Annotated in this window: 6 protein-coding genes; all 6 read right to left on the reverse strand. The window is 47.1% G+C overall.

Annotated features, from left to right (window positions below):
* Positions 1-13: 13 nt before the first annotated feature.
* Complete coding sequence (gene cobU, locus AACT21_RS13440; RefSeq protein WP_094164400.1) at positions 14-610, reverse strand: bifunctional adenosylcobinamide kinase/adenosylcobinamide-phosphate guanylyltransferase; 597 nt, start codon at positions 608-610, stop codon at positions 14-16.
* On the reverse strand, positions 610-1,410 hold the full coding sequence (locus AACT21_RS13445; RefSeq protein WP_094164401.1) for an adenosylcobinamide-GDP ribazoletransferase: 801 nt from the start codon (positions 1,408-1,410) through the stop codon (positions 610-612). The genes cobU and AACT21_RS13445 overlap by 1 nt, the downstream gene beginning before the upstream one ends.
* Positions 1,410-2,438: a nicotinate-nucleotide--dimethylbenzimidazole phosphoribosyltransferase gene (gene cobT, locus AACT21_RS13450; RefSeq protein ID WP_094164402.1), complete on the reverse strand. Its 1,029-nt coding sequence runs from the start codon at positions 2,436-2,438 to the stop codon at positions 1,410-1,412. The genes AACT21_RS13445 and cobT overlap by 1 nt, the downstream gene beginning before the upstream one ends.
* 192 nt (positions 2,439-2,630) lie before the next feature.
* The gene (gene rtxA, locus AACT21_RS13455; RefSeq protein ID WP_094164403.1) at positions 2,631-16,583 is read right to left on the reverse strand and encodes an MARTX multifunctional-autoprocessing repeats-in-toxin holotoxin RtxA; all 13,953 of its coding nucleotides are present in this window, start codon (positions 16,581-16,583) and stop codon (positions 2,631-2,633) included.
* Between the two features lie 22 nt (positions 16,584-16,605).
* On the reverse strand, positions 16,606-17,067 hold the full coding sequence (rtxC, locus tag AACT21_RS13460) for an RTX toxin-activating lysine-acyltransferase RtxC (RefSeq protein ID WP_017044044.1): 462 nt from the start codon (positions 17,065-17,067) through the stop codon (positions 16,606-16,608).
* Between the two features lie 15 nt (positions 17,068-17,082).
* Complete coding sequence (rtxH, locus tag AACT21_RS13465; protein ID WP_094151094.1) at positions 17,083-17,418, reverse strand: protein RtxH; 336 nt, start codon at positions 17,416-17,418, stop codon at positions 17,083-17,085.
* Between the last annotated feature and the right edge of the window lie 57 nt (positions 17,419-17,475).

The raw sequence follows: 17,475 nt of genomic DNA on the forward strand, positions 1-17,475 counted from the left end.
GAGTGCAACCATGTTATTCTCGTCGCAAGCGAAGGGTGTGTAAAGGAGACACTTTTAAAACAATATCTTTTAAAACAATAGGTAAGCCCGCCGCAATAAAGCTCACTCGGGTTGCTAACTTGGCTAGCGCTTGGTTAAGCCAGCCCGCGTTATCGACAAATAAGCGCGAAACCTCCCCCATCGGGATCACGCCAAGGCCCACTTCGTTAGCGACGATAACCAAAGTGGCGGGTGTTTGCTCAACGGCAAAACAGAGTTGCTCGACTCGCTTTTTTATCTCCGCTTCGTGAGCTTGCTGGCCATGGTTGTAGATAACGTTATTCAGCCACAGCGTTAAGCAGTCCACCAATACCACATCATGTGCTGAAAAAGTGGCAACTAACTCAGGCAGTTGTTCAGGGCATTCGTGCTCTTGCCATTCCGACGCTCTTTGCTGCTGGTGGTGAGTAATCCTTGCCTGCATTTCATCATCAAACGCAATTGCGGTGGCAACATAGTTAAGCTGAGCCTGCGGCAGCCGCATTAGCAGGGCTTGGTGTTCTTGCTTTGCGGCCTGTTCAGCGAAACAAGACTTACCGCTACGCGCGCCACCCAAAATCAAATGCACCATTATTCAATCATTCCCATGCTCAAATAACCCAACCCAGCGAATACAATAAGCAGCAGATAGATCAGCAGTTCCATAATCTGTTGTGCAGCGCCAAGGCAATCACCCGTGAAGCCACCAATACGCGCCATCAACCAAGCTTTGAAGAAAATACGAAAAACTACAGCAACCAATACCAAACTTAAGCTTACCTGCCAACCAAACCATAACGCAGGCGCTAAGCCGCACAGCAGTAGAAAAATGAGCTCTGGAAGGGTTTGTTTATTGGCTAGCGGCTTACTTTTGCTGCTATCGAGATCGCTTACATACGGCATGTCGAAAATCAACGATGCCGCTATCGCACGGCTAAAACTGTAGCCCAGTACCCACACCATTAATACGTTGCCATAACCAAGTAGCGCCTCTAAAAAGAGAAACTTACACAGTAGCGCCATCACTAAACTGGCCGCACCATAAGTGCCAATGCGGCTATCTTTCATGATGCTCAAACGGCGCTCAGCCGTCATTCCTCCGCCAATGCCGTCCGCCATATCAGTTAAGCCATCTTCATGAAACGCCCCTGTTAATAGCAAACTGGCCACCATCGTCAGTGCGATGCTTACCTCGTTTGGTAAAATCAGGATCAGTACACTGTAGATGGCACCGCAGATCGCGCCGAGTAATAGACCAACCAAGGAAAAATAGCGCCCAGATCGGTTCATTCGTTCACTGCAATAGGGCGTATTGTTAGGAATAGGAAGGCGCGAGAAAAAACTCAACGCCAACCAGAACAGCTCTAATTGATAAGCTAAAGCGCGCAGCATTACACTGTCACTCCTGCGTCGGCAAAACTGGCCATGGTGTTGTAAAACTCGGCGGCCGCTTTGACCAAAGGTACGGCTAATACAGCACCCGTTCCCTCACCCAACCTCAACCCTAAATTAAGCAGTGGTGTCGCGTTTAACTGTTCAAGTACGCGTTGGTGGCCCGATTCATGGGACTGATGAGCAAAAATCATCAACTCGCGGCAATCCGGTTCAATAAGTGTGGCCACATACGCGGCTACCGTGACGATAAATCCATCCACCAGAATCGGCGTTTGCTGCTGGTAAGCGCCTAAAAATGCTCCGACCATTTGCACAATTTCAAAGCCGCCTACTTCCACAAGGACCGTTTCTGGATCCAAACCACGGCAGCGTGTTACGCCTTGCTTCACCAGCTCTACTTTTTTCTGATATTGCTGTGTTGAAATGCCAGTGCCGTAACCAACACACTGCTCAACAGAATGTTTAGAAAGCGCCGCTAATATCGCAGAAGCGCTGCTGGTATTACCAATGCCCATTTCACCAAACATCACTATATTGGACCCCGCACGGATCACCTGCTGCACGGCATGATTGCCTAGCAGTAGCCCTTGCTTCACTTGCTCTACAGACATCGCCGCTTGGCGAGCAAAGTTCTCCGTTCGGCTACCTAAGCGCTGCACAAGAAAGTGCGGATTGTCGCTTTCTACAGGGAGTAAAATCCCGCAATCTATTACTTTCATCTCGACTTGATTGCTGCGACAAAAACAGTTGATGGCCGCACCACCCGCCAGAAAGTTAAGCACCATTTGCTGAGTCACCGCGCTTGGCGCAATGCTAATGCCTTCATCTGCAATGCCGTGATCGCCAGCAAAGACCAGTACGGTAGGCTTATGAATGGTGATCTGCTGAGTGGGCTGAGGCTGATTTTGACTTTGGATTAAGGCGAGCTGGTGTGCTAATGACTCAAGTTGGCCCAGCGCTCCCAACGGTTTGGTTTTTTGATCGATTCTTTGTTGTATCGCTTGGCTATGATCTTGTTTTAACATTGCTTCTGGGCTCTTCCATGAAAAGAGAAGAGTTTACTCGTATTCGCTAGTATCGGCTAGGTTTTGCCTATTTGAGCCTAAAAAAACACCCCCTGTTTTCTATAAAATCAGGAGGCGTTTTTGGGTTTATATGGGCGCTATTGTCAAACAGACACGCCTACAAAGGCTGGTTTTAACCCGTGAAAGACATGATTACGACAAGCTAAACTTCCCGGTATTCACATCCGACCATGCGGCCATAATCGCTTGCTGAGGCTGAGAAGCTAATCCATCCATAAAGTTGCTTTCTCCCACCTTAGGCGCAAAGGAACTCATCGCTTGAATGAGGTTGTCTAACGCATTATCAGTCAAACAGGTATATTCCTGCTCGCCTTGAGCGTCTTTTTCACCTAAACCGATAATAAGTTTGGCTCGATTATTTGCAAAATAATCATTGAAAGTCACACAACCTAACGCATCAAATAGCGTTTGATCGGAAGAGGTATCAGTATGGCGTGCCATAGAGATTTTCAGATCGTAACCACTACGCTCAAACCATAAACGGTTCCAATCAATACCGTTGAAGATGATGTTTTCACCTTGGCGAATATCTTCAACCACGTTATCGATCACCTCACCACTGACCACAAAACTGTCTACGCCAGCACCGCCTTTGAACGTATTTTGGTAACCCCCAAGCACCATGACATCGCTACCTTCACCACCGTTTAATGTGCTGAATTTTGAGATGGCGGCGGCAATTAAGTAATCCTCGCCCTCGCCAGCATTAATCGAAGCATGGTAACCCATCAGTTTGACTTCATCGTTTCCTTGGCCAGCATCAATTCGGTTGTGATTGCCAAAGACTCTCGCAAAGTCATTGCCTGCACCAAGATCAAGTTGGTTGTTATTACCGATGGTTACAGCAAAGTCTTGATCGTCTCCCATGTCCACACGGTTGAAGTTACCTGAAGTGACTACATAGTCATTACCTGACCCCATGGTGATCTCACCACCTTCGCCAAAGACAAAAGATTGATCATCACCCGCGCCCATAAAGACGTGGTTAATGCGTCCGGCCACAACCGCCGTATCATTACCATCACCGCCGAACATCATGTTCTCGCGACCCATTAAAACGCCCATATCGTGGCCTTCACCGCCGGTGAAAATATTGGAGACTCCCGTTGCGTAGAACACATCGTCTCCACGTCCTCCCCAGAAGTTATTATTGTCGCCTAGATAAGCGCCGAGATCTTTACCGTCACCACCCCAGTTGAAGTTGTAATTACCCAGAGAAACGTTCATATCGCCATCCCCTTGCAAATGCCCACTGTTACGAAGGAAATCAAACGTTTTATCCTTCATATTGAGCAAATCGGCGGTGAGATTCTGCTTCAGATTACTGACCAATGATGCCATCTCTGCCTGCTTATCTTTGCTAAACATGGTGGCAAATAAATTGGGCAAATTGAGCGCATTAAAACCAAATGCGCGCTCTGGTTTGGTTTCTTCAACAGTGGCTGATACGTTTTCCGTTGCCGCAGGCGCGCCATTGAGAGTCACTTGCGCTGTATCGTTTTCCTCTGGTGCTTTCTCTTTCAGTCCATGACTTTCAGCAAAGGATTGAAGACCATCAGCCCCCATATCGATTCCCGCTTTGAGGCTATCTAGCAATTTTTCTGGGTCAGTAAATGCGCTGAGCTGCTCACCACCAAACTCGCCTATCACTTCTAGCATCTCTTTTAAAATGGCAACGCCATCTACCGCTTCATCAGTACGAGAGACTATTTTGCCATCAGCGGTGTAATTGACACCGAAGATATCACCTAAAGTCGTCTCTGCACCGACCTCAGCAAATTTACCCAGCAGCTTATTCTTAAGCTGACGAGGCAAGTCTTGCGGATTATAGGTAAAGGTCGTTTGAGCCATTCCCGTTGCTGAGAATTGCTGGGTTAACACGCCAAACAATGAACCGAGATTGGTATCCAAAATCGCTTGAATGTTGTCTCCGAACATAAAGTTCCAGTTGCCCGTGGTGACCTGAATATCGGCTCCTTGGCCACCGACCGCGAAGTTAAAGGCCAACTTCTCGTTCATTTGACGGAACTTATCCGCGCGGCTCATCTTGCCAGTATCATTATTACTATTGCCACTTAGCCACTGGTTGTACTTTTTATTCAACGTTGCTTCAGCGTCAGACTTCAAGCCGCGGCTGCTGCGCTCATTCTGAGAGTCCAAATCAACCAAACTGGTGTAGTCAACACTGCTGGTTTGATCGAGACAGGACATCTCTTTAACAAATTTTTTCGCACCAGAGAGTGTCCACTGCTGTTCTTGAGCCGCTAACCAATCGGCACCCTTGCCTGATTGTGCGATGCTTTGTAATACTCCTGAAATACGTGATGCACCATCAAATGGATTGACCAGTGGCGGTGTCGGGATCGACTTATCCATCATCACGATAAGGTCATTACTGCGACCCATATTGAAACTTACGTTGCGGTTACCCATAAACATTTGAGCACCTTCAAGCGCCTGATAACCAGCGATGTCGACACTATGTTTGCTGTCACCATTACCAATATGAACCATGACATTGTTGTCACCAAAGGCCAGCGACTTAAAGCCTCCCGTACCCACTTTAATACCAACATTTGACGTACCCCAGTTAACTGCGGTGAACTCACCATCACCGACGTTGACCTGAATATTGCCCGAGTAGCTGAGCTTATTGTCACTGCCCGCCGATGCCGTAGTATCCGTTTCCGTTTTACGCTTTTCAGGTGCTTCAAACACCTCACTGTTGTCGCCGATGGCACCACGTGCTGGCTCATTAACCTCACTCGCACCAACACGAGAAAGATGGATATCCCCTTCCGCCACACCGTTACGAATGATCTCGTCACGTGCGGTAACTTCGCCTTGCGTATTCCAAGTCAGTGAGACTTTATTGTTTGCAGCCTTTTTTACCCAATTTCCATTGGCATCTTGAGTATGTTTGCGCCCTGTTGTGTCTACCGCTACATCAGAGTTGCGAACAGACACATCCACGCGAAAACCATTGGCATCCATGGCATTGATAAATTGATGGCCAAAGCCTTTCTGCTTGTCATCACTCACTAAAGAGCAACCGACAATACTGATATGGTCAGGCTTGTTGCTGATATTTTCCGCTTGGCCGAATGCCTGCTGGAACTTCGCCAATTTCACTGCAAGTTCATCGGCACTGTAGCCACTTAAGCGAGTGTTGTTGTGTTCTGAATCATCACGCCCATGGCCAACCAATTGCCAGCGCAGCTTTCCATCCAGTTTCGATGGGTCACCATACACCACGCGATAATTCCCCTCAGAATCGAGCTGAACGACCACACTGTTTTCAGGATGCTTGCCAGCTAGATTTGCCGCCGCTTTTGCAACTACTGAATCGTTTTCTATTTGAACAATCACTTGGCCGTCAAAGCGCGTTTCACCGCCGTCATCTTTAGGCACAACCGCTATCTGACTCCAATCGTCGACGTTTTGATTGTCTAAAGCCATCACTGATGACGTTGATACAGTGCTATCGACTTGATGATCACCGAGTCTATCCAGTTGAACTTCTTTTTCAAAATCAACAACTTTTGCTTTCAATTTATGAGCGAGTTCATCTCTCACATCTAAGAACTCATGAGACAATTTACGTTTTGGTGTAAAGAGTTGGTCATCAAGGCCAGCATTCCACTTATCATTGAGTGATGCTCGGTAACTGACATTAATCGCTACCTGCTGGAAATTAGAAAACTCCTGCGGATCACGAATCACCACCGCACCTTGCTCATTCACATTGAAATACGTTTGGATAGAGCCCTTTCCTTCGCCTAAACCATCTTCCATAAAGAAGCTTTTAGGTACAAAGAAAGTCGCAGGGAAATTGTCCGCCATTACCGCATAAGGGTTTGCGTCGTCTGCACCATGATGCACCATCTCTAGGCCATCGGTTCTGCCCAAGCTGGTATTGATCACATCTTTCAGAGTTTTTAAGCGATCGCTCACAACACCAAGGCTTGCCCCATCTTTCTTGTTATAAAGCACCTCACTATCGTATAGCTCTTGATACTTAGGCGTTAAGTCTTCGTAAGTAACAGACTCTTTCCACTGCTCCCAAGTTAATGGTTGCTTGACCTTATCTTGCGGCCCTAGATCAGCGTAGGAATACATCACCGTCAACAAATCATAGTCTGCTGTCATCGGCTGTTTAGATACAGGATCACCAATCACTTTGAACGGCGCTAGCTCGCCATCTTTCATGTAATGAACCTGCCACAGATCTTTGCTCTCAACAGTCACTTTATTCAGGAAGAAAGTGACTGTTTGATCACCATTGGTTGCCGCTGTTTTGTACATACCGCTTTCTGCATCAAACTCAAGAGCTGTCAGTGACTGATATTTAGACACCAACTCATCCATTCGAACCTGATTTAGATACAAATCGGCACTTACCGCATTACCAGACTCAATGGATTGTTCGGCATAGCCGTTAAATTTATCGAGATCTCTTCTCGCAGATGCTTTGGCAAATGACTGATCTACAGGAATAAAACCAGACATTGGCCCCCAATCAGAGCTTTTCGCCTTAACGAATAAACCTTTACTGCTATAGAGCTTAGAATCAATCAGTGACTTCGACTTCTCATCAACTGGTCGAACACCGATAATGACATTTTCACGCTCAGCAACCTCCGCCAATATTTTCTGATCGATATCAGGCATACCAAGCTCGATGGTTTCTGGTTGCACGATTGGCTCGAGAACTAAATCTCGGGATTGATAATTCTTATGGGATGAGTCTGTATTTGTCCCCAGCTCTGTATCAGAAGCTACCGCTTTATCCACAGACGAATCATTTAATAACAATTCTGTATTCCGAAGATTTTGCTTCTTAGCCACGATTTCTAACTGGGCCTCTTGTAACGCTTGACCAAAGTTAAATAGCTCTGTCGGCGTCCAAACACCAAACTTAGGCAGCCATGTGTGACCAATGAGTTTATCTGCCCCACCCGCTTTCAACACTTTAGCGACCGTGCTAGAGCAGTTTTTGGTGAGCAGTTGATAACGCGCATCCGGGTCGTTACTTAGACGATGCCATTCTACCTGCATTGCCGCAGCATCAAGCCCTTCTAAGTTAATGCGGAATACACGGCCTTGATCCGCTTGGCTTGCTTTGAACTCTTTAATCTCCTCTAGCGCTCTTTCAGCAAACTGACGAACCACATTATCGATGCGTTTTTCCACCAGGGCAGGATCGCCACTCGCTTTAGCTTGTTTCTGTAGCTCTTCGGCAAAACGGTTTGCTACATCCATCATGTCGTAACTGGTGTCATTCCACTGTTCAACGAATGGTTGGAATACATGTGCTGGAATGCCTGTCGTTTCAAGTATATCCGGGTTGCCCAGTAGCACACTCGCGTAACCTCCAGAAGCGTCTTTGTAAGAGGCATCAATACCTTTAGCGGCATTGAGTTTTTCGATAAAGCGTTTCAGCTTGATCTCACCGTCATTCAAACCAAAGCCATCGTTTTCTTCTGACACCATATCATGCGACAGCATACTATTTTGATGCGCTGGCTGACTCAAATCGCTCCAACGCAATTTAAGATCAGGCTGATCTTCTGTTGCAACGCTGAAGATATTACGAATATTGGATGACTTGCTACCTAGTGGCCACCAACTCACGTAATTCTGTTTATTGAAATCAGCTACGGCTTGACCTTCTAGTTGTGTACGACCTTGGCCAATTTGCAGTGATGCGTGACCCAATGTGCTGTGATCGCTCGGTTTCCAGATGTACATGGTCGCGCTCACTGGCGACATGTGCTGTTCAATCGCTTGGTGTACTTTGTTTAACCCAGCAATATCAATACCTTTACCATCTTTTGCAAGATCGTTTGCAGAAAGCCCTGCGAAGATCGTATCGGCAACAGCTTGACTATATTCATGACTTACGGCTGCTTTTACTTTTTCAAGTACAGCATCGCTACCGCCTAGCTGATCGATATTGGCAAGATTACCTTTGCCCTTAGTGACGAAATCGCCATTTCCATCCAGATACAGATGTTTACTCTCCTTCAAGTTGGCGTTATCAAGCTGGTCATACAGACGGCTAAAGCTATCGTGAGCTTTGATGCTTTGCTCAGAGGCTGCAAGAACCGAGACTTCCTCTAAACGCACATTCACTTGGTTTAACAGTGAACTCATAGCCTCAACGCGGCCAGAATCGGGGTGGCCGAGTAGGTAGCCTTCAACCTGTTTGCGCAGGTTCACCAGTTTTTCTACGGACTCCAAATTATAATCTGCATAATCAATCGCACCGTGCCCTAGATCCTTTGCGGCTTTAAATAGAAGAGGGATAGTATGATAATCAGCCAGTGCATCAATCACTTGTTGGTAGCTTTCACCACGAATTTTACCGCTCACATGAGCAGCATCAAGTAGCTCAGTCACAGACATCAGTTCTACGTTGGTGTTGTACGTCCAAGCACCGTCTTCTTTTTGTGCCAAAATTCGCGTGCGACCATCGTGATGCGAGAGCACCTTGTTATCGACTAAGAATAGCTCATCTGGCATCTGCTCGAAGTTGTCGAAGTTTGCCAAGATAAAGCGCTCAATGGATTTTTGTTGAGCTGCATCTTCAGGATTATCAAGAAGAATAGTCTTTCTCTTTCCATCGGTTCCCGGCCACGATCGAACTTCAAAACCTTTATCGCCTTCTTGCACTAATAGATTTCGTTCGGCACGGAGTGAGTAAAATGGCAACACGTCATTTAACATGTTGTTCATTATGGAAGCGACGTTTTCTTGCTGCTTGTTACTCTCTAGATTCGACGTTTCACCTAAAGCGTGTAATTCCTCTTTATCGTTAGAAGCTATCTTGGTTAATGTGAGCGTCTCATGGCTATCAATATAAGGAGCCGTAATTTGCGCCCATTGCTCGGCATACTGCGTCATCAACCATTCTGCTTTATGATTTGCAGAAGCACTGGATTTAGGGTTTTTAACTGGAGGCTGGCCTTTGCTTGCCCGATACTCCTGATACCAGGCATCGAAATCATCACTATCGCTCACCAGAGCATTCACTTCAGTAATGATGGCTTTGCGGCTAGCAGAGTCAAAATGATCGAGTGCCTTAACATCAATTTTTGCGGTGGACTCTGTTTTAGGCACAAATTTACTTAAAACACTCGGCACACTGCGAAACTCAAACAAAATCGCGGGTTCAGGCTGCTGCGAACTTCCTGTCGTTGCATTGTTGATTCCATGCCCCGCCACTTCTCCGCCATACTGGAAGTATTCAAACACGTTCTTAGCAAGGCTTTCTGAATGTGAACCTTTCAGCTTCTCAATAATTTGTTGTCGCACGTATCGTGAGTCGTCTGCGCTCAGAAGCTCCAGCATTTTTACTGGCTTAGTTCTCGGCAAAATCTCCCAAGCATTTTTCACTTTCGGATCGGTTAATCCTTGAGCATTCAGCGAGAAGCCTTCAGATGCAGGATCCCAATCATTAATATAGATACCGTACTCTTTCGCCAGATTTGCTGTTTTTGAATACACCGATGTTAGATAGGCATACACATTTTGCGCTGCCACTGGATCATCTAATTTAGCTTCGTTCGCATTTACTAAAAATTCATCTCTCAGTCCTGACTGATACCAAGGCGCAGATTCTAGAAGTCTCACTTCCAATGACGAGCTTGAACCAAATTCTTTCGCGCTGATGGCCATCGTGGCTTGTTGCCCACTAGGGGTCATTCCTATTGTCTGCCCTTGAGCTTCAATAGAAGTACCGTTACCCGCCGCGATGAAATGCTTCGAATTCGATATAACCAGCGTAAAACGCCCGTCATCACTAACCAAACTAGGTAAGCTATGGTGGTTCGATTGATTGATATGGCCTGTAAATTCTTTCGCTAGCCATAACATTGCCTCTTTGCGACTTTCAATCGCAACCATATCACTGGTTTCACTAGGATATGTAACCAATTCAATGGTATGAGTCTGCCAGTTGTTCACCCCTTTGATATCAGTGATACCAACTGGGTTACTGTAACCACCTTGATTCATATCTTTGGTCAACATAAACAATGGGTTACCTTGTGAATCATGCACATATCCAAACGTCTGTGCTGAGTTCTTAGGTAAAACAACAACTAGGCCAGATAGCTCATTTTCTATACCAATGGATGTCGATGCAAAATGGCTTTTAAACCCGGGAACGCTTTTAGAACCAAGTTGACCAGTCGGTTGATTTCCCTTAATAGCGCTTAGCCCTTCTAGGTTCACCCCTGAAATGTGAATCTCTTTTCGGCTCACATCCTGAGAGGCCGTTGTTGGCACAACAATACTGTCGGCGTTTGTCTCAGTGAACATCGAAGTGACAGAACTACCCGTATTTTTCGCTCGAATTCCTGCGTTAATTTGCAGGCGGTTGACTGCATTGGTCGCACCTTCTAAGGCTTCTAGCTCTTGCTCGCTCAAGCCTTCGCTAAAGCGGCCATCAGCGTTTGTTTGACTGTCAGCGTTGATATGGCGGCCCGCAGCACCAGCGGCTTCGACGCTATGTGCTTGACCTACAAAGCCGCTGCCCGCAACACCTTGACGATCAGGGCGATCGCTTTCGTTTTGCTTAGCCCCTTTCGCATCATTCTGCACTTGGTTGGCTTTATGTTCCGCGTTCATCGCATCGCGATCACCACGCGATTGCGCGTCGTTTGCTGCGCTGTGTGCGTCAGATTCGGCTTGTTTCGCGTTATTGCCTTTTGCCAAAGCATCAGCTTTACGTTTTTCAGCATCAGTTTTAGCATCAGCAATGTCTTGCTCTGCACCCGCCAGGTTTTGCTCACCTTTTGCGACGCCCGCTTCCGATTGTGCAACCGAATCTTTGACTTTATTTTGATTGTCCGAGTGCGTCTGTTTCGCGGCAGCAATCTGCTCACCAGAAACCTGTTTTGCATTGTCCAATTGGGTTTGAACACCATCAAGCAAGCCACCGGCAAAATCGTTGCGCCATTGGTCGCCCGACTCACCCGTATGCGTGACTTTGTCATCGAGCACATCGAGACCTTGTGCCAGTTCGGTCAACTCAGCCGTCACGGCTTCCGACTCTTCTTTCACTGCATCGCGTTGAGCTTGACCATTATTTTCCAAGGCTTGTTGGTCGGTAGATTCCAGCTGGCTTTGCGAACCTGCGACAGCATCGAGCTGTTTCTGCTTTTCTTGTTCTAGACGCTGGCGATCCGCTTCTGCGCGCTCTTTATCTGATAGGGCATTCTGCGACGCTTGATTTTGCGTTGCATGCTCACTCACCGCATTAGTTTGCTGTGGCGTTTCTGATTTCGCAACTACGTTATCTAAGATATAGCCCAACCCATCATCGTGGCCTGTGCCTTTGAATTCGATACGATTACTACCGGCATGAGCGGTCAGCTTTAAGGTTTTTTGCTGCCAAGCAGATTCATCACCAGACGATGAGAAAACCACTTCGCCGTTCCAGAGAACGTCAATGCCTTCGTTATTAGAAATGCCTGCACGTTTTGCAAAATCAAAGCTCACAGCAATGACCTCGCCTTCCGTCAGGTTCTGAATATCTTGGTAGATAGTCGTGCTTTGATCTGTTGCCAATTCAGACACATTGTTACCGTGCCCATCCCGCTCCAAACCATATGAAATTGCAGAAACATAAGCTTCGACACCATGCGTAGAACTCCAACCGAAATCACTCTGCTCAAAATCGCCATTAACAATGAGATTTGGCCCTTGAACTTGGTCCGAAGAGTCGTCAACGCTGAGCGCATTTTGCATTTGATTGAGATCAGGTGCGTCTACCTTGGTCACACTACCTGTTAGGCTGTCTCCCAAATCAGAGCCCACTTCTTCAATCGCCTCCATTTGGAAGCCATCCAGCTTGGTGATTTCAGGTGTCGCAATCGCACCACGGCCTTTATGCGTGCCGGATGATGATGCTTCATCGCCTTGCACTAAGTAGTTGATTGCTTGGCTACCACCTACACCAAGTACGGTTTGCTTGATGTTATCAAACAGGGCGGAGAGCTTGTTGCTACTGGTGTTGCTCGACGCGACCGCCAAACTGTAGAAATCACCATTACCGATTTTGATCGCCACGTTGTTTTGAGCGTAAGAAGCATTAACCCCTAAACCATCACCAACATGAATATTAGCGTTGGCTTTACCTTTCATGACCGCGACGTTCAAACCATCGCCGATTTTGGTATTGACGTTGTATTGGCCCCAAGCAACATTGACCGAAATACCATCACCAACCACGGTGTTAATATTGGCATCACCATAAGCGGCGGTGACGTTTAGGCCATCTCCCACTCGAGTCGTTACGTTCGCTTTACCTTTCGCGGCGGTCACCTGCATACCATCACCGACTTTGGTGACGATGTTGCCCTTACTCCAAAGTGCGTTAAAGCTATCGCCATCACCCACTTGAGTCACGATGTTGGCTTCACCTTTGGCTAGCACAACATTTCGGCCATTACCCACTTTGGTGATAACGTTGGCTTTACCCCAAGCACCGGTATAATCATCACCATCACCCACATGGGTAATGATATTGGCTTGACCTTGCACGACAGAGACTTCTTGACCATCGCCCACTTTGCTGATGACGTTGGCTTCACCTTTGGCAAAATTATAGCGATCTCCATCACCTGCATGAGTAAACACGTTAGCTTGACCCCAAGCCACGTTAACACCCAAGCCATCACCGACTTTGGTAATAATGTTTGCCTTGCCCTTAGCAATACCGATGGTCGTGCCATCTCCGACATGAGTCATCACGTTGCCGATATCGGAAATCAACAACCCTACCGTGGTGCCTTCGCCCACTTTGGTGAGGATATTGCCTTTACCCGCCAATACAGCGGCGGTGGTTGCATCACCGACATGAGTCACGACGTTGGCTTTCGCCGCGGCCACAACACCCATGAAATCATCACCCACTTTGGTGACGATATTGGCTTCGCCCAGTGCTAAGACACCGGTTAAACCATCGCCGACATGCGTCATGATGTTCGCTTTACCGAACATCGCCGCCAGCGTTGTGCCGTTACCGACTTTGGTCATCACGTTCACTTCGCCCGCAAATATTCCTAAGCTGGTTCCATCACCGACATGCGTGTAGATGTTGGCTTTACCGACCATCAGCGCAGCGGTGAGATCATCGCCCACTTTGGTCATAATGTTGGCTTGGCCAATCATCGCCGCAAACGTGCTGCCGCTACCTACATGGGTAAAGATATTAGCGTTACCCACCATAGCCGCAAGTGTGGTTCCATTACCGACTTTAGTTGCTATGTTGCCTTTGGCTAACATAAGCGCCACCGACATGCCATCACCGATATGGGTGAAGACGTTAGCTTCGGCCACCATTAACGCGAGAGCATCACCGTTGCCCACTTTGGTAAAGACGTTACCAAGGCCGCCCATCAGTGCCCAAGCATTCCCTTCGCCCACATGGGTAAAGATATTGCCTGCACCAATCATGACTGAAATGGATGTTCCATCGCCCACTTTAGTGAAGATGTTGCCTGCGGCGCCCATTACGCCAAGAGTTTGGCCATCACCAACATGCGTTAGCACGTTGCCAACACCAAGCATAATGCCTGTCGTGTCGCCATTCCCGACTTTCGTTAGGATGTTCGCGCCGCCTACCATGACACCAGTTGTGGTGCCATCACCGACATGGGTGAGTACGTTAGCGCCTCCGCCCATCACAGCAAGGGTGTTGCCTTTGCCTTTTTTGGTGAGAATGTTTGCGCCGCCGAGTGCCACCGCCGTGGTATTCGATAATTGATCATCACTGCTGATATGGGTAATCACGTTCGCACCACCCAGCATGCCCGCCGTGAGTTCACCATCACCCATTTTGGTCAGTACGTTTGCGCCACCAGCCAGTACCGAAGCCACATCGCCTTGACCGACTTGCGTCATGACATTGAAACCGCCAGCCGCTAGCCATAGTGCATCACCACTACCGATTTGCGTGTGCGTGTTATAGCCGCCCAGTAGAGTAACTCGACTATTGCCTTGGCCTTTCTGTACCGAGATGTTGCCGTAAGCCAATAAGTGAGCCAGATAGTCGCCGTTACCAACACGAACCAGCACGTTCAACGCACCACCCGCGTAAACATCCATCTTGCCTTGCTGACTTTGGTGCACTAATACGTTTGCCAAACCTGCGCCGCGGAAGGTGAGATCCCCTTCTTCGCCACTTTTGACAATCACGTTCGCCGCGCCAGCACCGTTAAATTCGGTATTACCAAATTGGGAGCTGTGCAGGATCACGTTGGCAAGACCGCCACCGTTAAAGTAAACATGACCGCGTGTTACGTTGGATTTAATAACGTTACCGCCACCGACACCATTGAAATGAATATCGCCAGAGCTTTCGCCGCTATCGCTTACGGGTTTGAATAAGGTTTGATCCGTGTATTCGTCGATATCAGCCACGGTTTCGCTGGTACTTCTTACCGCGTTAACGCTGTAATGCAAGTCGCTGAGCGAGTAACCCCCTTTGCCCATTGCGTGATATCCATACGCAGACGAAATATCTTGGTTAGCTAAATTGGCAGTGTGATCACCTTCTTTATACCAAGAGCGAGCTTGATATTTCAGCGCGCCAGTTTCGGCATCGTTCGCCAGTTCAACCACAACGATTTTCGTGTGTTGTCCCAGCATTTTAGCGTAAACATAAGTGTTGGGTTTGCGGTTTGATTTTACCGCTTTGACATCAACCTTAGTACCATCAGCAAAAATCGCGTGACCACCCATTTTTGCATCCGACAATGACACATCTTTCGCATCAATCACCGCACCATTGGCGTAAGTCACCCACTCATATTCAGTCAGGCTTTTTTCAACGGCATGAACGGTGACAGATTGTTGATGTTCAACTTTGAGATCAGATAACGTGTAAGCACCATTGATATTAACGGCTGTGAAACCACCGTTGTTGGAAATATCTTGATTCGCTAAGTTGTTTAAATGGTTACCCTCTTTATACCAAGCCGAAGAGTAATATCTCAGTTCTCCGGTTTGAGGATCATTACGCAACTGTACTTTGTTAATTTTGGTATACGAGGAGTCTGCGAAAGCAAAAAGATAAGTATTAGGCTCGTTAGCTGATTTTACTGCCGTGACTTGATGATTTTGTCCTATCCATGAACCACTCATCACCGCCTTAGTTAATACAACTTTATCAGCCTTGGCATTGGCCATTCCTTCTTTCGCAAAGTCATCCCCAGAACCTTTACGAGTAATGGTGTTATAAGCACCGGCGCCCGAGAAATGAATATCACCATGTGCCACATCAGAGTAAAGGCTGTTGTAACCACCCACACCTTCGAAGCGAATATTACCGCGTGTTTCGGTATACACATCGTTCGCATTGTGCGTACGCTCAATTCGATTGGATGCCCCGGCACCCGCTAGGGTAATATCCCCAACCTTGCCTTTGCGAACCAAATGGTTATCCGCACCAGCTCCACTAAAGTGCAGGTTACCGCTTTCAACACGTGAGCTAATACTGTTAGCAACCCCCGCGCCGACAAAACGCACATCACCTTGAGATCCTTGATACTGGTTAAACCAAGTACGATCGATTTTATTGCCCGCACCTGCACCTTCGAAACTCAAGTTTCCATGATTGGTTTCATGCCAGATAGCGTTGTAGCCACCAGCACCTTGGAAAGAAACATGGCCTGATAACCCTTGGCGCTTAATGTGGTTGTAAGCCGCAGCACCTGCGTAGCTGATGTTGCCATGCTGGCCGTCATGACCAATGTCTACACCACCACCAGCACCTGAAAATGAGAGATTACCGTCTCCATTTTTCTTGATATCAGCATAACCCGCAGCGCCTCGAACGCTCAGGTTCCCCGTTGTATCCTCAACTTTTAGATAGCCGGCCCCCGCCGATACCGTATCGTTACCTGAACCGGTATATACCGTGGCTCCGATCGACCCCAGATGAATATGATCATCTCCGCCATAAGCATGAATTTCGCCGCCAAAACCGATGGCAACAATGTCGTTATTTCCATCGTCGGCGGAATAATTTCCGGTGAAGAAGTATTCGACACTTCTCCAAAATGGTTTTCCCATAGACTGTGGCTCTTATTATTATTTAAATAGAAAACCACTGTACCTTACGGATACAGCGGTCGTTTTGCGTGTCGATTTTGCCGCGGACAGTACACACTTTTTGCCCTTTCCACGGCAAAAAAACACGCTGTCGTAAGTCATTGACGATTTGACGTCCGTGACCAAAAGGAGCAAGCATTTCAGGAATGTAGATATGATCACCAGAGCGCCAGTCAGCGGCTTCGATTTCTCGTTCACCGGACAATAGCAACTCTCTCACTTGCTCAGACAAAAACGCCCAATTACAAAATGCAATTGGACGTCCTTGTTCATCTTCGTAATAGCAAAACTGATTTAACTCAAATGATGGCATAATCCGTTGCTGCCATTCACTGATAAGATACCGCTGATGCAGAGGAGAATATTGGCTGAGCAGAAGAATCCCACCCATCATTTTCTGCATCATTGCACGATCCAGTTTCGCCGCGTGATGTTGAATCAACATACGCTAAGCCACCTTTTATTTTTTCGTGCGTGTCACGCGTTTTTTAGCAGGCTCAATACCACTCTCGTTCTCTTGAGGTGCTTCACTCGGTGATGCTAGAAAACCTGCGGCAATTAATTTTTCTAACTCTTCGTTCATACGAGGATCTTCAAGCATATTCTTAACCATCGAAACCATATACATAAAACCAGAAGCAGGCATATGAATCACTTCTTTTAGCTCTAAGTCCGTATCACTTTCCGCCATAATACCGTTTGCCATGTTGGATTGATTCTGTCCAACAAAATAGAGAGAAAAAACACCTTTATTATAATTAACACTCGATACAGTTTGAACGAATTTCTCAGACATAAATAACTCACCTCATAATTAAAAAATAAAATGAAAAAAGATTAAAGCCACTTATAA

This window comes from Vibrio sp. V08_P9A1T1 (assembly GCF_963874405.1).
Classification (GTDB): Bacteria; Pseudomonadota; Gammaproteobacteria; order Enterobacterales; family Vibrionaceae; genus Vibrio; species Vibrio anguillarum.

What these genes read in the sequence shown, in the direction of transcription:
- AACT21_RS13445 (WP_094164401.1), bottom strand. Translation starts at nt 1,410, where the DNA reads ATGCTGCGCGCTTTAGCTTATCAATTAGAGCTGTTCTGGTTGGCGTTG.
- cobT (WP_094164402.1), bottom strand. Translation starts at nt 2,438, where the DNA reads ATGTTAAAACAAGATCATAGCCAAGCGATACAACAAAGAATCGATCAA.
- rtxH (WP_094151094.1), bottom strand. Translation starts at nt 17,418, where the DNA reads ATGTCTGAGAAATTCGTTCAAACTGTATCGAGTGTTAATTATAATAAA.
- rtxA (WP_094164403.1), bottom strand. Translation starts at nt 16,583, where the DNA reads ATGGGAAAACCATTTTGGAGAAGTGTCGAATACTTCTTCACCGGAAAT.
- cobU (WP_094164400.1), bottom strand. Translation starts at nt 610, where the DNA reads ATGGTGCATTTGATTTTGGGTGGCGCGCGTAGCGGTAAGTCTTGTTTC.
- rtxC (WP_017044044.1), bottom strand. Translation starts at nt 17,067, where the DNA reads ATGTTGATTCAACATCACGCGGCGAAACTGGATCGTGCAATGATGCAG.